Origin of the sequence: Ruegeria sp. HKCCD8929 (assembly GCF_013031405.1) — a bacterium.
Classification (GTDB): domain Bacteria; phylum Pseudomonadota; class Alphaproteobacteria; order Rhodobacterales; family Rhodobacteraceae; genus Ruegeria.
The window spans coordinates 16,133-38,463 of the sequence record NZ_WPZY01000011.1 but is presented as its reverse complement, the minus strand read 5'-3'; the positions used below and the strand labels follow the sequence as shown (position 1 = coordinate 38,463).

The window sequence follows — 22,331 nt, the reverse complement described above, 5'->3', positions numbered from 1 at the left end:
ACGCGATGACGCAGGATTCGCATATCCAACAGGCCGCCGGAGCGGGAGGGCACGGAATGACACGCAAGCACGCGATAATGCTCGGGCTGATTGGCGCATTGGCTGTGACCGCCGGCTGCTCTATTCAGCGCAAGAAGGACCGGGTTCTTTTTGATGGCCACGCCTTCCGCACCAAGGCCAAGGTGGTGGACAAGAAGGTCAGCCGCGCCGACTTCACTGTGTCGATCAACGGGGTTTCGGCCTCGCTCGACGGTGCGCGCGAGGCCGGGCGTTATGCCGGCACCCGATACTGCATCGAAAACTACGGTACGTCCAAGATCGACTGGAAAACCGGACCCGACACCGAGCAACTGCGTGTCGTCGATGACAAGATGACCTTTGCGGGAACCTGTCAGCGGCCATGAGATCTGTTACGGCATATCCCCGCCTTTCGGGCCTCTCGTTATTGAATAACGCGCCCGCAACGCCTCGATCTGGTGCTTCCAGATCGAAGGGATATGTCATGTCAGTTCTCAAAACCGTTGCCCTGTCGCTCCTGCTGACTGCGCCCACGCTGGCTCAGGCCAAACCGTCCTTGCGCGAAGTCAAGGAGATCGACAACGAGCTCTACTACATCGCCATCGCAAACGAGATTTCCAAGCAATGCGACGCGATCGCGGGACGGCGCATGAAAGCGATCGGGGTGATGTGGAGGTTGCGGTCCAAGGCAAATTCGCTGGGCTACTCGGATTCCGAGATCCGTGCCTATGTCGAATCGGACGCGGAAAAGGCGCGGATGCGGGCCAAGGGTGAGGCGTATCTGGCGCAGAAAGGCGTCACTTACGAAAGACCGGAAACTTTCTGCGCGCTGGGACGCGCGGAGATCAAAAGAAACAGCGCGATCGGCGTGTATTTGAGGGCGAACTGAAAGCCATGTCTGACCTTCGCAAGATCAATATCGACGGACAAGAGATCGAAGTGGACGGGGCGATGACTCTGATCCAGGCCTGTGAACAGGCCGGGGTCGAGGTGCCGCGCTTCTGCTATCACGAGCGTCTGTCGATTGCGGGCAATTGCCGCATGTGCCTGGTCGAGGTCGTGGGCGGCCCGCCGAAACCGGCGGCCTCCTGCGCCATGCAGGTGCGCGATTTGCGCCCGGGACCGGAAGGTCAGCCGCCGGTGGTCAAGACCAACTCACCCATGGTGAAGAAGGCCCGCGAGGGGGTGATGGAGTTCCTACTCATTAACCATCCGCTCGACTGCCCGATCTGCGATCAGGGTGGGGAGTGTGATCTGCAGGACCAGGCAATGGCCTATGGTCTGTCCGGCACGCGCTTCCGGGAAGCCAAGCGGGCGGTTGATGATCTCGACCTCGGCCCGCTAGTTGGTACTGCGATGACGCGCTGCATTAGCTGTACCCGCTGCGTGCGCTTTACGACCGAAGTGGCCGGGATCACTCAGATGGGCCAGACCGGGCGCGGTGAAGACGCCGAGATCACGTCCTATCTGAACCAGACGCTAGATTCGAACCTGCAGGGCAATATCATCGACCTGTGCCCGGTGGGGGCGCTGACCTCCAAGCCGTATGCCTTCACTGCCCGCCCATGGGAACTGACCAAGACCGAGAGCATCGACGTGATGGATGCTCTGGGTTCGAACATTCGCGTGGATACCAAGGGTCGCGAAGTGATGCGCTTTCTGCCGCGCAACCATGACGGCGTGAACGAGGAATGGATCAGCGACAAGACCCGCTTTGTCTGGGACGGCCTGCGCCGCCAGCGGTTGGACAAGCCCTATGTGCGCGTCGACGGCAAGCTGAAACCGGCCACCTGGCCTGAGGCGCTGGCGGCAACGGCAAAGGCGATCAACGGTGCGAAAAAGCTGGCCGGGATCGTCGGCGATCTGGCACCGGTCGAGGCCACCTTTGCGCTGAAGCAGATGGTCGAGGGCAAGGGCGGTGTCGTGGAATGCCGCACCGATGGTGCCAAACTGCCTACGGGCAATCGCGGCGCTTATGCCGGGACCGCCGCCATCGAGGATATCGACAGCGCCGAACGCATCCTGCTGATCGGCACCAACCCGCGCGACGAGGCGCCGGTGCTGAACGCTCGCATCCGCAAGGCCTGGGCGCATGGTGCCGAGGTGGCGCTGGTCGGGCCTGCCGCCGATCTGACCTATGACTACTACCATGTGGGCAACGACCGAGCCGCGCTGAACCAAGTCGTGGACATGGGCGGCGATGATGAGATCAGGGCCAAGCGCTCACTGGTCATCGTGGGGCAGGGCGCCCTGCAAGAGGCTGACGGTGCCGCTGTTCTGGCCGCTGCGCAGACCATTGCCGCCAACACCGAAAGCGGCCTGCTGATCCTGCACACTGCCGCGTCCCGCGTGGGCGCGATGGATGTGGACGCCACCAACGAACGCGGCATGGGCGCGGTCAGCGAGGCGGACGTGATCTACAATCTCGGCGCCGATGAGATCGAGATCGGCGTGGGCGCCTTCGTGATCTATCAGGGCAGCCATGGCGACCGTGGTGCTCACCGTGCCGATGTGATCATGCCGGGCGCGGCCTATACCGAGGAAAACGGCCTGTTCGTGAACACCGAAGGCCGCCCGCAACTGGCCATGCGCGCCGGTTTTGCCCCAGGCGACGCCAAGGAGAACTGGGCCATCCTGCGCGCTCTCTCTGCTGAGCTGGGTGAAGCACTGCCCTATGACTCGCTGGCGCAACTGCGCCAGAAATTGGTTGAGGTGGTGCCGCATCTGGCCAAGATCGATCAGGTCATCGAGAACGAGGTGCAGGCGCTCGACGCCGCGCCGCTGGGTCAGGCCACCTTCCGCAACGCGGTCAAGGATTTCTACCTGACCAACCCGATCGCGCGCGCCTCGCAACTCATGGCCGAGCTGTCGGCTCAGGCCAAGGCACGCGGCGCCGAGAAGATCGCGGCAGAATGATCCGGCTGGCGCTCATATCTCCCTTGGCTCTGGCGGCCTGCGCCGAGCAACCCGGCGCGGACGAGACGCGGGAGCCCCCGGAATATCTGGGGGCCCAGGCGGTGCCGCTGGACGACGATCTGGTGCAGATGGATGTCTCGGTCTCGGGGACCGATCAGGGTGAGGATGTGGTGGCCTACGCCCAATGCGCGGTCGCGCAATATGCGCTGGACAATGGCTTTGGCTATGCCCGGCATTTGCGGACGAATGTGAACGAAAAGGGTGGCGTATGGACGGCAGATGCTGTTTACACCATCTCGCCCGCCCAGCCGCAGGGGTTGAAGATCATCGACGCGCGCGTCGAGGTCGAAGCCTGCGCGGAAAACGGAATACCCACGGTGTGAGGACCAATGGCTGAATTCTTTGACACCCCAGGCGGCATAGCCATCATCATCCTGGCGCAAGTGCTTGCAGTTGTTGCCTTTGTGATGATCTCGCTGCTTTTCCTCGTCTATGGCGACCGCAAGATCTGGGCCGCTGTCCAGATGCGCCGGGGCCCCAACGTGGTGGGCGTCTACGGCCTGCTGCAATCGGTGGCGGATGCGCTGAAATACGTGGTCAAGGAAGTGGTCATTCCCGCCGGGGCCGACCGCACCGTATTCATCCTCGCGCCCCTGACCAGCTTCGTATTGGCCATGATCGCCTGGGCGGTGATCCCATTCAATGACGGCTGGGTGCTGTCCGATATCAACGTCGCCATTCTCTACGTCTTCGCCGTCTCCTCATTGGAGGTTTATGGCGTGATCATGGGCGGTTGGGCGTCGAACTCAAAGTACCCGTTTCTTGGTTCACTGCGCTCGGCCGCGCAAATGATTTCCTACGAGGTCTCCATCGGTCTGATCATCATCGGTGTGATCATCTCAACTGGATCGATGAATTTCGGCGACATCGTTCAGGCGCAGGATGGCCGTTTCGGCTTCTTCAGCTGGTACTGGCTGCCGCATTTCCCGATGGTCTTCCTGTTCTTCATCTCGGCGCTCGCCGAGACTAACCGGCCTCCGTTTGACCTTCCGGAAGCGGAATCGGAACTGGTTGCGGGTTATCAGGTGGAATACTCGGCCACGCCGTTCTTGCTGTTCATGGCAGGTGAATACATCGCCATCTTCCTGATGTGCGCGCTGACGTCGCTGCTGTTCTTCGGTGGCTGGCTGTCGCCGATCCCGGGCCTGCCCGACGGCGTGCTGTGGATGGTCGCCAAGATGGCGTTCTTCTTCTTCATCTTCGCGATGGTGAAGGCCATCACCCCCCGCTACCGCTATGACCAGCTTATGCGGCTGGGCTGGAAGGTCTTCCTGCCCTTCTCGCTGGCCTGGGTGGTCTTCGTGGCCTTCGCGGCGAAATTCGACTGGTTCTGGGGCGCCTTTGCCCGCTGGAGCGTGGGAGGCTGACAATGGCAAATATCGACTACACCCGCGCGGCCAAATACTTCCTGCTTCAGGACTTCTGGGTCGGCATGAAGTTGGGTCTGAAGTATTTCTTCGCGCCCAAGGCCACCGTGAACTACCCGCATGAAAAAGGCCCGCTCAGCCCGCGCTTTCGTGGTGAACACGCGCTGCGCCGTTACCCGAACGGAGAGGAACGCTGCATCGCCTGCAAACTCTGCGAGGCGATCTGCCCGGCGCAGGCCATCACCATCGACGCCGAACCGCGTGAGGATGGAAGCCGCCGCACCACGCGCTATGACATCGACATGACCAAGTGCATCTATTGTGGTTTCTGCCAAGAGGCCTGTCCGGTCGATGCCATCGTCGAAGGCCCCAATTTCGAATTCGCCACGGAGACCCGCGAAGAGCTGTTCTATGACAAGGCCAAACTGCTTGAGAATGGCGAGCGCTGGGAGGCTGAGATCGCCCGCAACCTCGAACTGGACGCGCCGTACAGATGAGTGAGACGGCCAAAAACCCATTCGAGCAGATGCTCAAGCAGGCCCAGGACATGGCCAGGGCGTTCAACCCGGGGCTCGAGAACTTCTCGCCCAAGGGGTTCGAGGCGCTGTGGCCGACCATGCCCAAAGAGGTCATGGAGATGATGTTCGGCAATGCCGTCAACACCGACGGTCTGGATGCCAAGACCCGGTTGCTGCTGACGCTGGCCGGGCTGACCTGCCAAGGCGCGCAAGCCGACACCGCCGTGCGCCAGACCGTGCGCCACGCCGTCGAGGCGGGCGCCAAGAAACAGGAGATCGTGGAAACGATCGGTCAGATGTCGGTATTCGCTGGCATCCCGGCCATGACCCGCGCGCTGGAACTGGCGCAGGAGGCCATGGGCGAACAAGGGGACGATGACCAATGAGCGTATTTGCCTTTTACCTCTTTGCCATCAGCGCCATCACCGGGGGGCTGTTCACCGTGATCAGCCGCCAGCCGGTGCATTCGGTGCTGTGGCTGATCCTGTCCTTCATCTCGTCGGCGGGGCTGTTCGTGCTCCTGGGGGCCGAGTTCGTCGCGATGCTGCTGATCATCGTCTATGTGGGCGCGGTCGCGGTGCTGTTCCTGTTCGTGGTGATGATGCTGGACGTGGACTTTGCCGAGCTCAAGGCCGAGATGGCACGCTACATGCCGCTGGCGCTGCTGATCGGGCTGGTGATCCTGATGCAGTTCGTCATGGCCTTCGGAGCCTGGGAAACCGCTGAAGGCGCGGCGGGGCAACTGGCCCAGCCGATCCCGACGGACCGCCACAACACCGAGGCGTTGGGGCTTATCCTCTATGATCAATACTTCCTTCTGTTCCAACTGGCGGGCCTGATCCTGCTGGTGGCCATGATCGGCGCCATCGTTCTGACACTGCGCCACCGTCAGGACATCAAGCGTCAGGATATCATCGGCCAGATGATGCGCGACCCGGCGCAGGCGATGGAACTCAAGGACGTGAAACCGGGGCAGGGACTATAAGACGATGATCGGACTTGAACACTATCTTACGGTCGCGGCGACGCTGTTCGTCATCGGCATCTTCGGTCTCTTCCTGAACCGCAAGAACGTCATCATCCTGCTGATGAGCATCGAACTGATGCTGCTGGCGGTGAACATCAACCTCGTGGCGTTCTCCAGCTTCCTTGACGATCTGGTGGGGCAGGTCTTCACGCTTTTCGTGCTGACCGTTGCCGCTGCCGAGGCTGCCATCGGGCTCGCCATTCTGGTTTGCTTCTTCCGCAACCGCGGCTCCATCGCGGTGGAAGACGTCAACATGATGAAGGGGTAAGAGATCATGGAAACAACCATCCTCTTTGCCCCGCTGGTGGGCGCCATCCTGTGCGGGTTCGGCTGGAAATTCATCGGCGAAAAGGCTGCCATGTGGACCGCCACGGGCCTGCTGTTCCTCGCCTGTCTGCTCAGCTGGATCGTGTTCTTCGTCTTTGACGGCCATACCCAGCAGATTGAGATCCTGCGCTGGATCGAAAGCGGTTCGCTGTCGACCTCATGGGCGATCCGTCTGGACCGGCTGACCGCCATCATGCTGATCGTGGTGACGACCGTTTCGGCTTTCGTACATCTCTACAGCTTTGGCTACATGGGTCACGACCCGCAATGGCGCGAGGGCGAGAGCTATAAGCCGCGTTTCTTCGCCTATCTCAGCTTCTTCACCTTCGCGATGCTGATGCTGGTGACCTCGGACAACCTGGTGCAGATGTTCTTTGGCTGGGAGGGTGTCGGCGTCGCCTCGTACCTGCTGATCGGCTTCTACTATCGCAAACCTTCGGCCAATGCCGCAGCGATCAAGGCGTTCATCGTCAACCGCGTGGGCGATTTCGGCTTTGCGCTGGGGATCTTCGCGCTGTTCTTCCTGACCGACAGCATCAACCTGTCGGACGTGTTTGAGGCCGCGCCCTCGCTGGCCGAAAGCCAGCTGACCTTCCTGTGGGGCGAGTGGAGCTCAATCGAGCTGGTTTGCGTGCTGCTCTTCATCGGTGCCATGGGCAAGTCTGCGCAGCTGATCCTGCACACTTGGCTGCCGGACGCGATGGAAGGCCCGACGCCGGTCTCGGCACTGATCCACGCTGCGACCATGGTGACCGCTGGCGTGTTCCTGGTCTGCCGCATGTCGCCGCTTTATGAATTCGCGCCGGGCGCTGCTGGCTTCGTGACCGTGTTGGGCGCCTCAACCGCGTTCTTCGCCGCGACCGTTGGTCTGGTGCAGACCGACATCAAGCGCGTCATCGCCTATTCGACCTGTTCGCAGCTGGGCTATATGTTCGTGGCCGCCGGTGTGGGCATGTATTCGGCGGCGATGTTCCACCTGTTCACGCACGCCTTCTTCAAGGCGCTGCTGTTTCTTGGCGCCGGCTCGGTCATCCATGCGATGCACCATGAGCAGGACATGATGAACTATGGCAATCTGCGGAAAAAGATCCCCTATACCTTCTGGGCGATGATGATCGGCACACTGGCCATCACCGGCGTCGGCATCCCGCTGACCACAATCGGCTTTGCCGGGTTCCTCAGCAAGGACGCCATCATCGAAAGCGCCTACGCGGGCGGATCGAGCTATGGCTTCTGGCTGCTGGTTATCGCCGCTGCCATGACCTCGTTCTATTCCTGGCGCCTGATCTTCCTGACCTTCTACGGCGAAGAGCGGGGCGACAAGCACACGCATGAGCATGCGCATGAAAGCCCGATGTCCATGCTGGTGCCGTTGGGCGTGCTGTCGCTGGGCGCGATCTTTGCGGGCATGATCTGGTATGGCCAGTTCTTCGGCCACACTGACAAGGTGGGCAAGTTCTACGGCATCCCGGTTGCCGAAGCACATGCCGAGGGGCACGACGCCGATACCCATGCCGAACATGTCGCCGACGGCACCGCCGCCGAACATCACGATGAGGCGCAGGACAGCGCGCATGGCGAGAACACCGCCGCCGCAACCGCCGATGATGGTCATGGTGAGGCCGCCGCTGAGGACAGCCATGATGAGGCCATGGCCGAGGGCGAGCATCACTATGTGTTTGCCGGCAAGCCGGGCGAGGGCGGCATCTATATGGGCCCCGACAACACCGTGCTGGATGACGCGCATGCCGCACCCAAATGGGTCAAAGTTTCACCCTTCGTCGCCATGGTGCTGGGCTTTGCACTGGCCTATCTCTTCTACATCGTGAACCCGTCTCTGCCGGTGCGGCTGGCGGCGAACCAGCGGCCCCTCTACCTGTTCCTCAAGAACAAGTGGTACTTTGACGAGATCTATGACGCGATTCTCGTCAAACCCTTCGTGGCCCTTGGCCGGTTCCTGTGGAAACACGGCGACGGCAACACAATCGACGGCTTCCTGAACGGAGTAGCGATGGGCATCGTTCCCTATTTCACCCGTCTCGCAGGCAAGGCGCAGTCGGGCTACATCTTCACTTACGCCTTCTGGATGGTTCTGGGGATCGCTGCCCTGGTCACCTGGATGTCGATCGGCGGAGGCGCACAGTAATGGATAATATCCTCTCCATTGTCACCTTCATCCCCGCACTGGCCGCGCTGATCCTGGCGCTGTTCCTGCGGGGTGAGGATGCCGCCGCACAGCGCAACGCCAAATGGGTGGCGCTGTTTGCGACCACGGTGACCTTCCTGGTCTCGATTGGCATCTATACCGGCTTTGACCCCTCGAACACCGGCTTCCAGATGGTGGAAGAAGGTGAGTGGCTGATGGGCCTGAAATACAAGATGGGCGTGGACGGCATCAGCATCCTGTTCATCCTGCTGACCACCTTCATCATGCCGTTGACCATTCTGGCCAGCTGGCAGGTCACGGATCGCGTCAAGGACTACATGATCGCCTTCCTGCTTCTGGAAACGCTGATGCTGGGCGTCTTCATGGCGCTAGATCTGGTGCTGTTCTACTTGTTCTTCGAGGCCGGCCTGATCCCGATGTTCCTGATCATCGGCATCTGGGGCGGCAAGGACCGGATCTACGCGAGCTTTAAGTTCTTCCTTTACACCTTCCTCGGGTCGGTACTGATGCTGGTGGCGATGGTGGCGATGTATGCGGATGCGGGCACCACCGATATCGAGGCGCTGATGACCCATCAGTTCTCGTCCGAGAGCTTCAGTGTGCTGGGCATCTATATCGTCGGTGGCATGCAGACGCTGATGTTCCTGGCCTTCTTCGCCAGCTTTGCCGTCAAGATGCCGATGTGGCCGGTCCACACCTGGCTGCCGGACGCGCACGTCCAGGCGCCGACCGCCGGGTCGGTGGTACTGGCCGCGATCCTGCTAAAGATGGGCGGCTATGGCTTCCTGCGCTTCTCGCTGCCGATGTTCCCGGTTGGCTCGGCGGTGATGACCGATCTGGTGTTGTGGATGTCCGCGATTGCGGTGGTCTACACCTCACTGGTGGCGCTGGTGCAGGAGGATATGAAAAAGCTGATCGCCTATTCCTCGGTGGCTCACATGGGCTTTGTCACCATGGGCATCTTTGCGGCGAACCAGCAGGGGATCGACGGCGCTATCTTCCAGATGCTCAGCCACGGTTTCATCTCGGCGGCACTCTTCCTTATCGTCGGTGTGATCTATGACCGGATGCACACCCGCGATATCGAGGCCTATGGCGGTCTGGTGAACCGGATGCCCGCCTATGCGCTGGTCTTCATGCTGTTCACTATGGCCAATGTCGGTCTGCCCGGCACCTCGGGCTTTGTCGGGGAATTCCTGACCCTGATGGGCGCGTTCCAGGTCAACACCTGGGTGACTGCGGTGGCGGCCTCAGGCGTGATCTTCTCGGCGGCCTATGCGCTGTGGCTTTACCGCCGCGTGGTCTTTGGCGACCTGATCAAGGAAAGCCTGAAGTCGATCACCGACATGAGCAGCCGGGAACGCGCGATCTTTGCCCCGCTGGTCGTGATGACCATCCTGTTGGGCGTCTACCCGTCGCTGGTCACGGATGTGATCGGCAACTCGACCGCCGCGCTGATTTCGAATTACGACATGGCTCTGGCCGCGGCTGAGGCCGCGACCCAGGTCGCCTCGCATTAAGGGAGCTTTGGAGACATGATCCAGGCTGATCTGACTGTAATCCTGCCGGAAATCATTCTGGCGATCTATGCGATGGTGGCGCTGATCGGGGCGGTCTACACCTCGAAGGACGGGTTGGGGCCTCTGTTGGTCTGGACCACGGCGGGGCTGATGGCACTGCTGGCCTTCGGCATTGCCACGCAGGGCGGCGGCACGCGCGAGGCGTTCGGCGGCATGTTCGTCGATGACGGATTTGCCCGCTTCGCTAAAGTGGCGATCCTGCTCTCGGCGGCGTCCGTGCTGCTGATGAGCCAGGACTACATGGCCCGCCGGGGTCTGCTGCGGTTCGAGTATCCTCTGCTAGTGGCACTGTCTGCCGTCGGTATGATGATGATGGTCAGCGCCGGCGACCTGATGTCGCTTTACATGGGGCTCGAACTGCAATCGCTGGCGCTCTATGTCGTGGCGGCGCTGCGTCGCGACAGCGCGAAATCGACCGAGGCGGGTCTTAAGTATTTCGTACTCGGCGCGCTCAGCTCGGGCCTGCTGCTCTATGGCGCCTCGCTGATCTATGGCTTCTCGGGCACCACGCTGTTTTCCGGCATCATCCAGACCGCGCAGGCGGGCGAGGTCTCTCTGGGTCTGCTCTTTGGCCTGATCTTCCTGATCTCGGGTCTTGCGTTCAAGGTCTCGGCGGTGCCGTTCCACATGTGGACGCCCGACGTCTACGAAGGCTCGCCCACGCCGATCACCGCTTTCTTCGCCACCGCGCCGAAAGTGGCTGCCATGGGCCTGTTCGCCCGGGTGTTGCATGATGCCTTCGGCGCCGCCGTGGCTGACTGGCAGCAGGTCATCGTGCTGCTGTCGGTGCTGTCGATGTTCCTCGGCGCCATCGCCGCCATCGGGCAGCGCGACATCAAGCGGCTAATGGCGTTTTCGTCGATTGCGCACATGGGCTATGCCCTGATCGGCCTTGCCGCGGGCACCGAGCTGGGCGTCAAGTCGATGCTGATGTATCTGGCGATCTACGTGACCATGAATGTGGGCACCTTCGCCTTTATCCTGATGATGGAGCGGGATGGCCAGCCAGTCACTGATATCGACGCGCTCCGCCAGTATTCCCGTCGCGATCCGGGCAAGGCGCTGGCGGTGCTGATCCTGATGTTCAGCCTTGCGGGCGTGCCGCCGATGCTGGGGTTCTTCGCCAAGTTCGGCGTCTGGCAGGCGGGCGTGGATGCGGGCCTGACCGGCTTGGTCGTCGCGTCGGCCATCGCCTCGGCCATCGGCGCGTTCTATTATCTGCGGATCGTGTTCTACATGTATTTCGGGGAAGAGAACGAGGACCCGATCGAGACCCGCTCCTCCCCCGTTCTGTGGGGCGCGCTGATGGGCTCGGCCGCGCTGATGCTGATCGGCGTGTTCTATCAGTTCGGTGTCGAAGGCGCGGCGGCAGCTGCGGCGGCAACGCTTGTCAACTGACCGCGGACACAGGAAATACCGGAGGGCTCGGTCGCAGGACCGGGCCTTTTTGCCATGAGAGAATGGCCGCACGGATACGGGCTGCAGGTCCTGCAAGAGGTGGACAGCACCCTGAACGAGGCCGCCCGGATCGCGCCCACCGCGCCGGGGCCGCTCTGGATCATGGCGCGTCGCCAGACAGCGGCGCGCGGGCGCCGGGGCCGGGCCTGGGCGCATCCCAAAGGCAATCTGGCGGCCACGCTGCTGCTGCGTCCCGAGGGGTCGCCAGAACAGGCGGCGCTGCGCAGTTTCGTGGCCGCGCTGGCGCTGTTCGATGCCTGCGTTGCGGTCACGGGCCGAGCTGCGGGGTTGGCGTTGAAATGGCCAAACGACGTGTTGCTGAACGGCGGCAAGCTGGCGGGCATCCTGCTGGAAAGCACCGGGCAGGGGAATGGCGTGACGCATCTGGCCATCGGCATCGGCGTCAATCTGGCCGAGGCGCCGGGGGCGGACGCGGTTGAACCCGGGGCGGTACGCCCGGTCTCGCTGCTCTCGGAAACCGGCGCGCAAGTGGGGCCGGAGGATTTCCTGACCGAACTGGCCACGGCCTACGCCCGCTACGAGACCCAATTCACCACCTACGGGTTCGAACCGATCCGCACCGCCTGGCTGGCCCGTGCGGCGCGATTGGGCGAGGTGATTACCGCCCGTACCGCAGCGTCCGAGACCGTCGGCACCTTCGAAACGGTGGACGCGGGCGGCAACCTTGTCTTAAACACCGCCAAAGGCCGCGTCGGCATTCCCGCGGCGGATGTGTATTTCTGAGGGGGCGCGGATGCTTCTGGCCATCGACTGCGGCAACACCAACACGGTGTTCTCGATCTGGGACGGGGAGAAATTCCTGTGCACCCTGCGCACCTCGACCCATCACGCGCGCACGGCGGATGCCTATTTCACCTGGTACTCGACGCTGGTGAAGCATTATGGGATTGAGGCGAACATTACCGATGTGATCATTTCGTCCACTGTGCCGCGCGTGGTGTTCAACCTGCGGGTCTTTGCCGACCGCTTCTTTGGCTGCCGCCCGCTGGTGGTGGGCAAGCCCGAAACGCTGCTGCCGTTCAAGCCGCGCGTGGATGAGGGGACGCAGGTGGGGCCTGACCGCCTGGTCAACACCGCTGGCGCCTTTGACCGATACGGCGGCGATCTGATTGTGGTGGATTTCGGCACAGCCACAACCTTTGACGTGGTGGCCCATGATGGCGCCTATGTCGGCGGTGTGATCGCACCCGGCGTGAACCTGAGCCTAGAGGCGCTGCATCTGGCGGCGGCGGCACTTCCCCATGTGGACATTTCGAAACCACAGAAGGTGATCGGCACCAACACGGTCGAATGCATGCAATCCGGTGTGTTCTGGGGCTATGTCGGCCTCGTGCGCGAGATTTGCGAGCGCATCAAGAGCGAGGCCGGGGTGCCGATGAAAGTGATTTCGACGGGCGGGCTGGCGCCGCTGTTTCAGCAGACCGCCGACCTGTTCGACGCATTCGAAGACGATCTGACGATGCACGGCCTGACCGTGATCCATCGCTATAACAAGGATAACGGCTCCGCATGAGCAGTGAGAGATTGATTTACCTGCCCCTCGGCGGGGCGGGCGAAATTGGCATGAACGCCTATGTCTACGGCTACGGCAAACCGGATGAGGAGCGGCTGATCCTGGTCGATCTGGGCGTGGCCTTTCCCGACATGGACACCACCCCCGGGGTCGACCTGATCTTTGCCGACATCACCTGGCTGAAAGAGCGCGTCGACCGGTTGGAGGCGATCTTTGTCACCCACGCCCACGAGGATCACGTGGGCGCGGTGGCGCATTGCTACGAAGCGCTCGGTGCGCCGGTTTATGCCCGTGCCTTCACCGCCAATATCGCGCGGCGGAAGATGGAGGAACATGGCCACCCCGAGGATGCGGTGATGACCGCCTCGTCCTGGCCCGAGCAGATCTCGGCGGGCCCCTTTAAGGTGGGCTTCCTGCCGGTGTCACACTCGATCCCCGAAAGCGCGGGACTGGTGATCGACACGCCTGCAGGCCGGGTGGTGCATTCCGGTGATTTCAAGCTTGACCCCGATCCGGTGGTGGGCGAGGCCTTCGACCCCGACCTGTGGGCCGAGGTGGCCAAGCCTGGTGTGCGGGCACTGGTCTGCGACAGCACCAACGTGTTCTCGTCCCATCCGGGCCGCTCGGAATCCGAGGTGGGGCCTGAGATCACCAAACTGGTGGCAGGGGCCTCGGGCATGGTGGTCGCAACCACCTTTGCCTCGAACGTGGCGCGGGTGAAAACGCTGGCCGAGGCGGGCGAACGGGCGGGCCGCTCGGTCGTGCTGCTGGGCCGGGCCATGCGCCGGATGATCGAGGCGTCGATCGAGACCGGTGTGCTGGGGGATTTCCCCAAGGTGATCAGCCCGGAAGAGGCGGCGCATATACCGCGCGAGAACCTGATGCTGATCGTGACCGGCAGTCAGGGCGAACGCCGGGCCGCAAGTGCCCAACTCGCGCGTGGCAAGTATCGTGGGCTTGAAGTGAAAGAGGGCGATCTGTTCCTGTTTTCCTCCAAGACCATTCCCGGAAACGAACGCGGTGTGATCCGCATCATCAACCAGTTCAGCGAAAAGGGCGTGGATGTGGTGGATGACAGCTCGGGCCTCTATCACGTCTCGGGCCATGCCAACCGTCCCGATCTGGAGCGGGTGCATCAGGTCGTCGATCCGCAGATGGTGATCCCGATGCATGGTGAGCACCGGCATCTGCGTGAACATGCCAAGCTGGCCGAGGCCGGGGGCCGCCCGGGCATCGTGGCGGTGAACGGCATGATGCTGGATCTGTCTGGCAATGCACCAAGCGTCGCCAAGTATATCGAGACCGGGCGCACATATCTGGATGGCTCGGTCAAGGTCGGTGCGATGGATGGCGTCGTGCGCGACCGCATCCGTATGGCGCTGAACGGGCATGTGACGGTGACGGTCATTCTCGATGAAGAGGACGAGCCGCTGGGCGAGCCCTGGTGCGACACGATGGGTCTGCCCGAGACCGGCACTTCGCGCGCGGCGCTGGTCGAGGTGCTGGAAGAGGATCTGAACCAGTTCCTGATGCGGGCCGAGGCGAAGACCCTGCGTGACGACGACCGGCTTGAGGAATCGCTGCGCCGGATCGTGCGGCAGACGGCGCAGGGCGAGATCGGCAAGAAGCCCGAGGTTACGGTGGTGGTCAGCCGGATGCGCTGAGATACGCGCCTCTCGGCGCGTGCCTCCGGCGGGGATATTTTTTGGCAAGAGGAAGAGGGGCGTCTTTGAATGGGGGTGCTCTATCCGAGGCCGCCGTGTGGTCTAGTCCACCTCGGGCATCGGGTAGCCGCGCAGGCGCAGGAACAGGCTGGCCTCGTCGTTGTTGTGGAAATAGGGCACCGAGGCGGGCGGTGTGGGGTCGGTGACGCGGCCTTCGACCTCGGCGAGGACGACCTCGGTTATGAAAGGCAGGTCGAACCGGCGCGCCTCGCTCAGCTTGATCCATTGCAGGTGCGACAACTCGTCCGAGGCATGGGTGAAATCGTCGAGGTCGCCCTGAATCTCGTCGGCATCCACCAGAAAAAAGCGCGCGTCGAACCGGCGCGGACGGCCCGGCGGGGTCAGGGCGCGAAACACGAATTGCAGCGCATGGGCGGCGGGGCAGTGGCCGGTTGCTGCAAAGCTCTGCCAGTCGGCGGGGATGTCTCCGGACCATGTGCCGGGCGTGCCGAGGATCAGGCCGGTTTCCTCCCACAGTTCGCGGATGGCGGCCACGGCGAGCGCGTTTTGCAGACCTTTTGGGGCGTTTTCGTACAACCGGTCGAGGCAGACTTGGGGCAGCGGGCTGGCCAGCGGGATATCCGCGTCTCCCGCATCCACCGCGCCGCCGGGAAAGACGAACTTGTTGGGCATGAACGCAGCCTTGGCGCCGCGCTGGCCCATCAGGATCGCCGGATCGCTCATGCGGTCGCGCAGGACGATCACCGTGGCGGCGTTGCGAATTGCGGTCTTGTCTGCGGTCATGTCCCCTCCTGCCCGATGGAAGGGGTCAGCGGGGTTTGTCGAACCCATGCATCCGGCGCGCCCATTGGTAGGCGACGACCACACCCTTCAGCCTGGGCAGAAGGTAGAGCGAGAGCGCCAGACAACCAAGCGCAAAGATGAGGAACAGCATCAGCGGCGTGGGGCGCCATTGCACATAGGCGATGTGCAGCAGCGGTGCCATCAAGTGACCTACGATCAGGATGGTCAGATAGGCCGGGCCGTCGTCGGCGCGGTGATGCAGAAACTCCTCGCCGCACTCCGAGCAGGCATCGTTCACCTTGAGATAGCTGTGCAGCAGCCGGCCCTTGCCGCAATTGGGGCATTTGCAGCGAAAGCCGCTGACGATCGCGGGCCAGGTGGGACGGTCCGGCGTGGTCTCGATGGTCTGATCTGTCATCTTGTCACTCATGCGTTTCCGCCCGCCATTTAGCTGGGCTTTCCACCGGGCCGAAAGGGGGTGCGGGGCCTTTGCGTCGCGATGTCGCAAAAATAGGCGTTTTCGAGTCAGCTTCAAACCCCGGCGCCGAGGCCGGGTGAAAAAAGTTCCAAAAAGCGCGACGGAAAGCGTGCGGGCCCGCGTTTGAGAACTATGATCGGCGGCATGGGGCCGCTTGAGAGCAAGGGAACACCCGATATGAAACATGCAGGCTTTATCGCAGGGATCGTCGTGGCAGCTCTGGCCGTGACCGGCACATCGGCACTGGCCATGGGGCCGGGCCGGGGCGCGGACGTCACCTTCCAGGAGCTTGACACCGACGGCAATGGCGAGGTGAGCAAGGCCGAGATGGACGCGCATCGCGCTGCCCGGTTCACCAAGGCTGACACGGACAATGATGGCAAGCTGAGCCTTGAGGAAGTTCAGGCCAGCGCGCAGGAGCGGGCCAAGGACCGCGCCTCGCAGATGCTTGAGCGGCACGATGCCAACAAGGACGGCTTCCTGACCGAGGACGAGTTGCCGAAACCGCGCCGGGAAGGCCGGTTCTTTGACCGCATGGATGCGGATGGCAATGGTGCCATCTCGGAACAGGAATTCGCCGAGGCACAGGAGCGGATGAAGGAGCATCGCGGCAAACGTGGCCACCGCTGGCACAAGCAGAACTGACCCGGGGTGGAGGATTTGACCTCCATATCCGCTACGACCCATGGCGGGGATGCCGCCATGGGTGACCCCGGTGACGACGCGTTGCTGGTGCTTTTTGCCAATGGCGACGGGCAGGCAGCGCGCGATCTGACCGGGCGGCTGGGCCCTCGGGCCTATTCGGTGGCGCTGCGCGTGTTGGGAAATCGGGCCGAGGCCGAGGATGTGGCGCAAGAGGCGATGATGCGGCTCTGGCAGATGGCGCCGGACTGGCAGCCGGGGCGGGCCAAGGTCTCGACCTGGCTATACCGGGTCACGCTGAACCTGTGCCTCGATCTCAAACGGCGGCGGCGGACCGAAGACCTGGATGCGGTGCCTGAACCGCAGGACGACAGCCTCAGCGCGCCGGAGCGGCTGCAGGAGGCGGCGCGGATCGATGCGCTGCAGGCGGCGCTGATGCAACTGCCCGAGCGGCAGCGGCAAGCGGTGATCCTGCGCCACATCGAGGAGCTGTCCAACCCCGAGATCGCGGGGATCATGGACATCAGCGTCGAGGCGGTCGAAAGTCTGACCGCCCGGGGCAAACGGGCGCTGGCCAAGGCTTTGGCCGGTCGGCGCACAGAACTGGGATATGACGATGGCTGAGAACGACACCGACCTTGACGCCCTGTTCGCGGCGGCGCGGCAGGAACGCGATTTTCTCCCCGAGGATCTGGCGGCCAGGATGCTGGCCGATGCGCAGGCGGTGCAAGCCGTGCGTGCCGCATCCGAGACCGCGCCTGAGCAGGCAAAGAGGCCCGGCTTGTGGTCGCAACTCGGCAGCGCATTGGGCGGCTGGCGGGGTATCGGCGGTCTGGCAACGGCCTGCGCGGCGGGGGTTTGGATTGGGCTGGCGCCGCCCGCCTTTCTGCCGGACCCGGCAGAGCTGCTGTATCCGCAGAGCGATACGGACCTGTTCGCCGACCTGAGCCTGTCGGACCTGAATGCGGAGGAAGGGTAGATGAGCGACGCAAACCCGAAAAAGCGGCGGTGGCCGCGCATTTTGCTGGGGGTGTCTCTCGCGCTGAACCTGCTGGTGATCGGGTTGGTTGCCGGCACTGTACTGCGGTTCCGGGGCGACGGTCGGCATCCGCCCGCTTTTGGCCCGGCACTCTACCGCGCGCTGCCCGATGCCGACCGCAAGGCGCTTCACGGGGAATTGCGCGGCCGGCACGACGGCGGCTCAAAGTCGCGGGGTGAAGATTTCCGCGCGCTGGCTGAGGCGCTGCGGGCGGTGCCGTTCGAACCGGGCGCCGTCGAAGCGGTCATCGAGGCGCAGGCACAGGCCCGGGCCGAGGTGCACAAATCTCTCAACCAGGCCTGGCTGGCGCGCGTGTCCGACATGAGCGATACCGAACGCGCGGACTATGCGGACCGTCTGGAGGAAGTGGTGCGCAAGGGCGATCGCCGCAGACGCCATCGGGACTGACCGGCTCAGGCCGCGCTCTGGATCATCGAGACCTGATTGCGGCCCGCGCCCTTGGCGACATAGAGCGCCCGGTCCGCCTGTTCGATCAGGCCGGACACGTCCTCCGCCCCTTGCAGAGTGATGGCACCCGGTTCGCTGACCAGCAGGCCGATGCTGGTGGTGACCGGGATCGGCTTTCCACATCCGGGCAGGGTAAAGCTCTGCCCGTTGATCCGCTGGCACAGATCGTCGGCCATGTGCTGCGCCTTGCGGCGCCCGGTATCAGGCAGCACGATCATGAACTCTTCACCACCAACGCGTGCCACGATGTCCGACGGGCGCAGGGCGGTGCGCAGGCGCCGGGCGGTCTCGATCAGCACTGCATCTCCTGCTGGATGGCCATATTGGTCATTGATCCGTTTGAAGTGGTCCAGATCCGCCAGCATCACCGCAAAGCTTGCGCCCCGGTCCCGGGCCGAGGCGGCGATTCGCTGCAGGGCAGGCATGGCGTAGCGGCGATTGTGCAACCCGGTCATCGGATCGGTTAGCGCCGCGCGCCACCCATCACGGACCGAGGCGCGGTAACCGTCGCTACGGACCTTACGGGCCAGCTGGGTGTCCAGCCGCAGCGCCAGCTCATCGGCACAGAACCCGGCGGGCATCACGTCGTCCGCGCCCCGGTCCAGCGCCTCGGCGGCCAGATTGGGATTGCACGGCTCGGGCACCGCGATCACGGCGGCATGCCGGGTGGCGCTGCGGGCGCGCAGATCGGCCAGCAGGTTCAGCCCCTTGCCGCCCGCGCCCAGCTCCATCACGATGGCATCCGGCACAGGCTCGGTCAGCAGCGAATGGATATCGTCCAGCCGGTGAATGTTCAGCCGGTGCCGCGTCAGTGTGCGCAGCTTGGACCGCCACACCGCCCCCGTGCCCGACTTGCGGGTGACCAGCGCCACCGAAGCGGCAGGGGCAGGGGCCAGCAGCCCTGCTGCCGGTTCGGCAAAGCCCAGCGCCTGGGGGCCGCCCTGTGCCCGCAATTCCTCGGTATTGGCATGGGAGCGGATCAGGCTGCGGATGCGCGCCAGCAGCAGCACGTCGTCATAGGGCTGCACCAGAACCTCGTCCAGCCCGGCGGCCAGCGCCCGAAGCCGTGCTGCGCGGTCGTTCTGCGGGGCGACGGCGACGACGGGGATATCCGCCAGCGTCTCGTCGGTCTGCATCAGCGCACGCACGTCCAGCGCGCTGCCATCGGGCAGGAACATCGCCGTTAGCACCAGATCGGGCCGCACCCGTCGCAGCAGAGGCAACAGGCCGTCGACCCGGTCGCCTTGCGCGACACGGTACCAGGCCGACGTCAACTGCACCTTCAGCATGATGCGGTTGGTCGACACCCCGTCGAGAACCAGTATCGTTCCCTGCACAGCCCTGACCTTTCGGCATTTGTTTCCATTCCTTTCCGAAGTGTTTATGAGTCTGGTTAACAAACCCTTTCCAACGCCCGATCCGAGGTCCGCATATGCCGATTTCCGCCGATGCAGCCGAGACTCTGGCCCTCAGGGCCCTGACCTGGCTGGTTGGAAATGACGAATTGCTGCCGGTGTTTCTGGGATCGACCGGCGCGTCCGAGGCCGATTTGTGGGTACGCGCCGGTGAGTCGGAGTTTCTGGCCTCGGTTCTCGACTTTCTGATGCTTGACGACGCCTGGGTGGTGGCGTTTTGTGACGCTCACTCGGTGCCCTACGACCAGCCGGTTCAAGCGCAGGCCATGCTTGCCGGGGCGGCCGGGATGCACTGGACCTGAAACGACGCCCATTCTCTGGAGTACCGGGATGCCCATCGACGCCCTTCTGTTCGACAAGGACGGCACGCTTTTCGATTTCGCCGCCACGTGGGAGGCCTTTGCCCGCGCCTTCCTGCTGCGGATCACGCAAAACGATCTGGACCGCGCGACCGTAGTGGGCCGGACCATCGGCTTTGGCATGATCGAAAACCGGTTCTCCCCGGACAGCATCGTGATCGCGGGCACTCCGTCCGAAATCGCCGACGCGCTGATGCCGAGCCTGCCCGAGATGGAGCATGCCGCCATCGTCGATCTGATCAACGAAGAGGCCGCCCGCGCGCCGCAGGCCGAGGCGGTGCCACTGATCCCGTTCCTCGACGGGTTGCGGCAGCGGGGGATCAAGCTGGGGGTGGCGACCAATGACGCCGAGTCTCCCGCGCTGGCGCATCTGGGTGCAGCGGGTATTGAAGATCGGTTTGACTTCATCGCCGGCTTCGACAGCGGCCACGGGGCCAAGCCGGGGCCGGGGCAATTGCTGGCCTTTGCCGCTCATGTCGGGGTCGATCCCTCGCGCGTGGCGATGGTGGGCGACAGTACCCACGACCTGAAGGCCGGGCGTGCCGCCGGGATGGTCACTATCGGCGTTCTGACCGGTCTGGCGGGGCCTGAGGATCTGTCGCCGCTGGCAGATGTGGTGCTGCCGGATATCGGCCACATCCCGGGCTGGCTGGCTGCATAAACCACCAACGCGCCGAATTCGCCGGTCCGTCGGCGAAAAACGACAAAACCTGTCGCGGACAGAGCGGCCACGGCCCGTCCATCAAGGCTTGCTTATGGCGAAGCAAGTTAAAGAGGTTCCCATGGCAGACAGTGCGACTCGTAGACGCCGCGGCGGCGGCCGCGCCGGAGCTGCAGCTCGCCGGGGCGCTGCCGTCATCGACCAGATGCCCTGGGCACCTCCGATCAACACGGATCGTCCGACCGAACCGCTGGATCAGGAGGGGATCGAGGCCATTCACGAGGGCGCGATGCGCATCCTCGAAGAGATCGGCATCGCCTTTTATAACGAAGAGGCGCTCGGCCTCTTCAAGGAAGCGGGATGCTCGGTCGATGGCGACGTCGTGCGCCTGGGCCGCGACTTTGTCATGGAGATGATTGGCAAGGCGCCGGATAAGTTCACCATCACTCCGCGCAATCCGGAACGCACCATCGAGATTGGCGGCAAGACGATCCTGTTCGGCAACGTCTCCTCGCCCCCCAACTACTGGGACATGGAGATCGGCAGGAAGGTCCCGGGTAATCGCGAGATGTGCCGCAACCTGCTGAAATTGACCCAATATTTCAACTGCATCCACTTCGCCGGTGGTTACCCGGTGGAGCCGGTGGATATCCACGCCAGCATCCGGCATCTGGACGTGCTCTACGACAAGCTGACGCTCAGCGACAAGGCCATGCACGCCTATTGCCTGGGCAAGGAGCGGGTCGAGGACGTGATGGAGATGGTCCGCATCGCGGGCGGCCTGAGCCATGACGAATTCGAGGCCACGCCGCGGATGTACTCCAACATCAACTCGACCTCGCCGCTGAAGCACGACCACCCGATGATCGACGGCTGCCTGCGGCTGGCCCGGCGCGGGCAGGCCATCGTGGTGACGCCGTTCACGCTGGCCGGTGCCATGGCGCCGGTGACCATGGCCGGAGCGGTGGCGCAATCGCTGGCCGAGGCGCTCTGTGCCATCGCTCTGTTCCAGTATGTCCGGCCCGGAATTCCCTGTGTTATCGGGACCTTCACGTCCAATGTTGACATGAAATCCGGCGCGCCCGCCTTTGGGACGCCCGAGTATATGCGCTCGACCCAGATGACCGGCCAGATGGCCCGGTTCTACGGCCTGCCGATGCGTTCGTCCGGTGTCTGCGCCGCCAACGTGCCGGACGGACAGGCGATGTGGGAGACGTCGAATTCGCTCTGGGCCGCGGTGCAGTCGGGCACCAACATGGTCTACCACGCGGCGGGCTGGCTTGAGGGCGGGCTGATCGCGTCCCCTGAGAAATTCATCATGGATTGCGAGATTCTGCAGCAGATTCAGCGCTACATGCAGCCCGAAGTGACCGCCACCGGGCCGGATGAGATCGCGCTCAATGCCATCAAATCCGTCGGCAATGACGGCCATTTCTTCGGCATCCAGCACACCCAGGACCGCTACACCACCGCCTTCTACCAACCCTTCCTCAGCGACTGGAAGAACTTTGAAGGGTGGGAGGCCGCCGGAGGCATCTGGACCCCCGAGCGCGCCCACCACCTGTTCAAGGAGATCATCGGCAGTTTCGAAGCACCGCCGATGGATGAGGCGATCCGCGATGAGCTGGCCGATTTTGTTGCCCGCCGCAAGGCCGAAGGCGGCGCGCCCACCGATTTCTGACCCCCCGTTAAGCAAATGTCCGACACAACTCGGTGTTGAATATTCTGGCCTCCATCTTTTGCTGCCGGTTGTGCGCATCGCAAGCAATCGACGTTGAGTGGCCTCATTCCGAGATTAGCCGGAATTGGAGCGATTTAACGAAGCAAAT

The 22,331-nt window shown here is 63.3% G+C and carries 25 protein-coding genes; 22 read left to right on the top strand and 3 right to left on the bottom strand.

Translation table 11 applies throughout. The features are described 5' to 3' along the window. Window positions 1-56 precede the first annotated feature (56 nt). The 15 genes from GOX53_RS16690 (at window position 57) to GOX53_RS16620 (ending at window position 14,636) form a co-directional block, all read left to right on the top strand. Window positions 57-404, top strand: a complete 348-nt coding sequence (locus tag GOX53_RS16690; protein WP_171178283.1) for a hypothetical protein — start codon at window positions 57-59, stop codon at window positions 402-404. 98 nt (window positions 405-502) lie between these two features. Then, window positions 503-907 (top strand): DUF5333 domain-containing protein, encoded by a 405-nt coding sequence (locus GOX53_RS16685; RefSeq protein ID WP_171178281.1) that lies wholly within the window; start codon window positions 503-505, stop codon window positions 905-907. Between the two features lie 5 nt (window positions 908-912). Beyond that, complete coding sequence (gene nuoG / locus GOX53_RS16680) at window positions 913-2,934, top strand: NADH-quinone oxidoreductase subunit NuoG (RefSeq protein WP_171178279.1); 2,022 nt, start codon at window positions 913-915, stop codon at window positions 2,932-2,934. Continuing rightward, complete coding sequence (locus tag GOX53_RS16675) at window positions 2,931-3,317, top strand: hypothetical protein (RefSeq protein ID WP_171178277.1); 387 nt, start codon at window positions 2,931-2,933, stop codon at window positions 3,315-3,317. Before nuoG ends, GOX53_RS16675 begins: the two co-directional genes overlap by 4 nt. Before the next feature lie 6 nt (window positions 3,318-3,323). Continuing rightward, entirely contained in the window at window positions 3,324-4,361 is a 1,038-nt protein-coding gene (nuoH, locus tag GOX53_RS16670; RefSeq protein WP_171178275.1) for an NADH-quinone oxidoreductase subunit NuoH, read from the top strand. Window positions 4,362-4,363: 2 nt separating this feature from the next. After that, window positions 4,364-4,858, top strand: a complete 495-nt coding sequence (nuoI, locus tag GOX53_RS16665; protein ID WP_171178273.1) for an NADH-quinone oxidoreductase subunit NuoI — start codon at window positions 4,364-4,366, stop codon at window positions 4,856-4,858. Further along, a complete protein-coding gene (locus tag GOX53_RS16660) occupies window positions 4,855-5,265 on the top strand; it encodes a carboxymuconolactone decarboxylase family protein (RefSeq protein WP_171178271.1) in 411 nt (136 codons plus the stop codon). Before nuoI ends, GOX53_RS16660 begins: the two co-directional genes overlap by 4 nt. After that, on the top strand, window positions 5,262-5,864 hold the full coding sequence (locus tag GOX53_RS16655; protein ID WP_171178269.1) for an NADH-quinone oxidoreductase subunit J: 603 nt from the start codon (window positions 5,262-5,264) through the stop codon (window positions 5,862-5,864). The genes GOX53_RS16660 and GOX53_RS16655 overlap by 4 nt, the downstream gene beginning before the upstream one ends. Before the next feature lie 4 nt (window positions 5,865-5,868). Continuing rightward, a complete protein-coding gene (nuoK, locus tag GOX53_RS16650) occupies window positions 5,869-6,174 on the top strand; it encodes an NADH-quinone oxidoreductase subunit NuoK (protein ID WP_171178267.1) in 306 nt (101 codons plus the stop codon). 6 nt (window positions 6,175-6,180) lie between these two features. Beyond that, window positions 6,181-8,379, top strand: coding sequence for an NADH-quinone oxidoreductase subunit L (nuoL, locus tag GOX53_RS16645; RefSeq protein WP_171178264.1), 2,199 nt, complete (start codon window positions 6,181-6,183; stop codon window positions 8,377-8,379). Then, the gene (locus GOX53_RS16640) at window positions 8,379-9,920 is read left to right on the top strand and encodes an NADH-quinone oxidoreductase subunit M (protein WP_171178262.1); all 1,542 of its coding nucleotides are present in this window, start codon (window positions 8,379-8,381) and stop codon (window positions 9,918-9,920) included. Before nuoL ends, GOX53_RS16640 begins: the two co-directional genes overlap by 1 nt. A 15-nt stretch (window positions 9,921-9,935) precedes the next feature. Beyond that, window positions 9,936-11,378 (top strand): NADH-quinone oxidoreductase subunit NuoN, encoded by a 1,443-nt coding sequence (gene nuoN, locus GOX53_RS16635; protein ID WP_171178260.1) that lies wholly within the window; start codon window positions 9,936-9,938, stop codon window positions 11,376-11,378. Between the two features lie 54 nt (window positions 11,379-11,432). Continuing rightward, complete coding sequence (locus GOX53_RS16630) at window positions 11,433-12,182, top strand: biotin--[acetyl-CoA-carboxylase] ligase (protein ID WP_171178258.1); 750 nt, start codon at window positions 11,433-11,435, stop codon at window positions 12,180-12,182. A 10-nt stretch (window positions 12,183-12,192) separates the two neighbouring features. Next, window positions 12,193-12,972 (top strand): type III pantothenate kinase, encoded by a 780-nt coding sequence (locus GOX53_RS16625; RefSeq protein WP_171178256.1) that lies wholly within the window; start codon window positions 12,193-12,195, stop codon window positions 12,970-12,972. Further along, complete coding sequence (locus GOX53_RS16620; protein ID WP_171178254.1) at window positions 12,969-14,636, top strand: ribonuclease J; 1,668 nt, start codon at window positions 12,969-12,971, stop codon at window positions 14,634-14,636. Before GOX53_RS16625 ends, GOX53_RS16620 begins: the two co-directional genes overlap by 4 nt. A 102-nt stretch (window positions 14,637-14,738) precedes the next feature. Here the strand turns inward: GOX53_RS16620 and GOX53_RS16615 are convergent, their stop codons facing one another. Next, the gene (locus tag GOX53_RS16615) at window positions 14,739-15,440 is read right to left on the bottom strand and encodes an NUDIX hydrolase (RefSeq protein WP_171178251.1); all 702 of its coding nucleotides are present in this window, start codon (window positions 15,438-15,440) and stop codon (window positions 14,739-14,741) included. 25 nt (window positions 15,441-15,465) lie between these two features. Continuing rightward, entirely contained in the window at window positions 15,466-15,858 is a 393-nt protein-coding gene (locus GOX53_RS16610) for a DUF983 domain-containing protein (protein WP_171178511.1), read from the bottom strand. Window positions 15,859-16,095: 237 nt separating this feature from the next. Between GOX53_RS16610 and GOX53_RS16605 the strand changes: the two genes are divergently transcribed. The 4 genes from GOX53_RS16605 to GOX53_RS16590 are packed head-to-tail and all read left to right on the top strand — an operon-like array spanning window position 16,096 to window position 18,007. Continuing rightward, a complete protein-coding gene (locus GOX53_RS16605; RefSeq protein WP_171178249.1) occupies window positions 16,096-16,563 on the top strand; it encodes an EF-hand domain-containing protein in 468 nt (155 codons plus the stop codon). A 57-nt stretch (window positions 16,564-16,620) separates the two neighbouring features. Beyond that, window positions 16,621-17,184 carry an RNA polymerase sigma factor gene (locus tag GOX53_RS16600; protein ID WP_171178510.1) on the top strand — a complete coding sequence of 188 codons (564 nt, stop codon included), beginning with the start codon at window positions 16,621-16,623 and terminating at the stop codon, window positions 17,182-17,184. Next, entirely contained in the window at window positions 17,177-17,539 is a 363-nt protein-coding gene (locus tag GOX53_RS16595; RefSeq protein WP_171178248.1) for a hypothetical protein, read from the top strand. Before GOX53_RS16600 ends, GOX53_RS16595 begins: the two co-directional genes overlap by 8 nt. Continuing rightward, the gene (locus GOX53_RS16590; protein WP_171178247.1) at window positions 17,540-18,007 is read left to right on the top strand and encodes a periplasmic heavy metal sensor; all 468 of its coding nucleotides are present in this window, start codon (window positions 17,540-17,542) and stop codon (window positions 18,005-18,007) included. Window positions 18,008-18,012: 5 nt separating this feature from the next. Here GOX53_RS16590 and GOX53_RS16585 read toward each other — a convergent pair whose 3' ends face one another. Continuing rightward, window positions 18,013-19,404 carry a diguanylate cyclase domain-containing protein gene (locus tag GOX53_RS16585; protein WP_171178246.1) on the bottom strand — a complete coding sequence of 464 codons (1,392 nt, stop codon included), beginning with the start codon at window positions 19,402-19,404 and terminating at the stop codon, window positions 18,013-18,015. A gap of 95 nt (window positions 19,405-19,499) precedes the next feature. Between GOX53_RS16585 and GOX53_RS16580 the strand changes: the two genes are divergently transcribed. The 3 genes from GOX53_RS16580 (at window position 19,500) to GOX53_RS16570 (ending at window position 22,183) form a co-directional block, all read left to right on the top strand. Then, window positions 19,500-19,784 carry a DUF3572 domain-containing protein gene (locus GOX53_RS16580; RefSeq protein ID WP_171178245.1) on the top strand — a complete coding sequence of 95 codons (285 nt, stop codon included), beginning with the start codon at window positions 19,500-19,502 and terminating at the stop codon, window positions 19,782-19,784. A gap of 28 nt (window positions 19,785-19,812) precedes the next feature. After that, a complete protein-coding gene (locus GOX53_RS16575) occupies window positions 19,813-20,502 on the top strand; it encodes an HAD family hydrolase (protein ID WP_171178244.1) in 690 nt (229 codons plus the stop codon). 121 nt (window positions 20,503-20,623) lie between these two features. Further along, window positions 20,624-22,183 carry a trimethylamine methyltransferase family protein gene (locus GOX53_RS16570; RefSeq protein ID WP_171178241.1) on the top strand — a complete coding sequence of 520 codons (1,560 nt, stop codon included), beginning with the start codon at window positions 20,624-20,626 and terminating at the stop codon, window positions 22,181-22,183. Window positions 22,184-22,331 lie beyond the last annotated feature (148 nt).

What these genes read in the sequence shown, in the direction of transcription:
- nuoH (WP_171178275.1), top strand. Translation starts at nt 3,324, where the DNA reads ATGGCTGAATTCTTTGACACCCCAGGCGGCATAGCCATCATCATCCTG.
- GOX53_RS16640 (WP_171178262.1), top strand. Translation starts at nt 8,379, where the DNA reads ATGGATAATATCCTCTCCATTGTCACCTTCATCCCCGCACTGGCCGCG.
- GOX53_RS16655 (WP_171178269.1), top strand. Translation starts at nt 5,262, where the DNA reads ATGAGCGTATTTGCCTTTTACCTCTTTGCCATCAGCGCCATCACCGGG.
- GOX53_RS16610 (WP_171178511.1), bottom strand. Translation starts at nt 15,858, where the DNA reads ATGACAGATCAGACCATCGAGACCACGCCGGACCGTCCCACCTGGCCC.
- GOX53_RS16595 (WP_171178248.1), top strand. Translation starts at nt 17,177, where the DNA reads ATGGCTGAGAACGACACCGACCTTGACGCCCTGTTCGCGGCGGCGCGG.
- GOX53_RS16630 (WP_171178258.1), top strand. Translation starts at nt 11,433, where the DNA reads ATGAGAGAATGGCCGCACGGATACGGGCTGCAGGTCCTGCAAGAGGTG.
- GOX53_RS16605 (WP_171178249.1), top strand. Translation starts at nt 16,096, where the DNA reads ATGAAACATGCAGGCTTTATCGCAGGGATCGTCGTGGCAGCTCTGGCC.
- GOX53_RS16625 (WP_171178256.1), top strand. Translation starts at nt 12,193, where the DNA reads ATGCTTCTGGCCATCGACTGCGGCAACACCAACACGGTGTTCTCGATC.
- nuoN (WP_171178260.1), top strand. Translation starts at nt 9,936, where the DNA reads ATGATCCAGGCTGATCTGACTGTAATCCTGCCGGAAATCATTCTGGCG.
- GOX53_RS16615 (WP_171178251.1), bottom strand. Translation starts at nt 15,440, where the DNA reads ATGACCGCAGACAAGACCGCAATTCGCAACGCCGCCACGGTGATCGTC.
- GOX53_RS16660 (WP_171178271.1), top strand. Translation starts at nt 4,855, where the DNA reads ATGAGTGAGACGGCCAAAAACCCATTCGAGCAGATGCTCAAGCAGGCC.
- GOX53_RS16600 (WP_171178510.1), top strand. Translation starts at nt 16,621, where the DNA reads ATGGGTGACCCCGGTGACGACGCGTTGCTGGTGCTTTTTGCCAATGGC.
- nuoI (WP_171178273.1), top strand. Translation starts at nt 4,364, where the DNA reads ATGGCAAATATCGACTACACCCGCGCGGCCAAATACTTCCTGCTTCAG.
- GOX53_RS16690 (WP_171178283.1), top strand. Translation starts at nt 57, where the DNA reads ATGACACGCAAGCACGCGATAATGCTCGGGCTGATTGGCGCATTGGCT.
- GOX53_RS16575 (WP_171178244.1), top strand. Translation starts at nt 19,813, where the DNA reads ATGCCCATCGACGCCCTTCTGTTCGACAAGGACGGCACGCTTTTCGAT.
- GOX53_RS16675 (WP_171178277.1), top strand. Translation starts at nt 2,931, where the DNA reads ATGATCCGGCTGGCGCTCATATCTCCCTTGGCTCTGGCGGCCTGCGCC.
- nuoG (WP_171178279.1), top strand. Translation starts at nt 913, where the DNA reads ATGTCTGACCTTCGCAAGATCAATATCGACGGACAAGAGATCGAAGTG.
- GOX53_RS16685 (WP_171178281.1), top strand. Translation starts at nt 503, where the DNA reads ATGTCAGTTCTCAAAACCGTTGCCCTGTCGCTCCTGCTGACTGCGCCC.
- GOX53_RS16590 (WP_171178247.1), top strand. Translation starts at nt 17,540, where the DNA reads ATGAGCGACGCAAACCCGAAAAAGCGGCGGTGGCCGCGCATTTTGCTG.
- nuoK (WP_171178267.1), top strand. Translation starts at nt 5,869, where the DNA reads ATGATCGGACTTGAACACTATCTTACGGTCGCGGCGACGCTGTTCGTC.
- GOX53_RS16580 (WP_171178245.1), top strand. Translation starts at nt 19,500, where the DNA reads ATGCCGATTTCCGCCGATGCAGCCGAGACTCTGGCCCTCAGGGCCCTG.
- nuoL (WP_171178264.1), top strand. Translation starts at nt 6,181, where the DNA reads ATGGAAACAACCATCCTCTTTGCCCCGCTGGTGGGCGCCATCCTGTGC.
- GOX53_RS16620 (WP_171178254.1), top strand. Translation starts at nt 12,969, where the DNA reads ATGAGCAGTGAGAGATTGATTTACCTGCCCCTCGGCGGGGCGGGCGAA.
- GOX53_RS16570 (WP_171178241.1), top strand. Translation starts at nt 20,624, where the DNA reads ATGGCAGACAGTGCGACTCGTAGACGCCGCGGCGGCGGCCGCGCCGGA.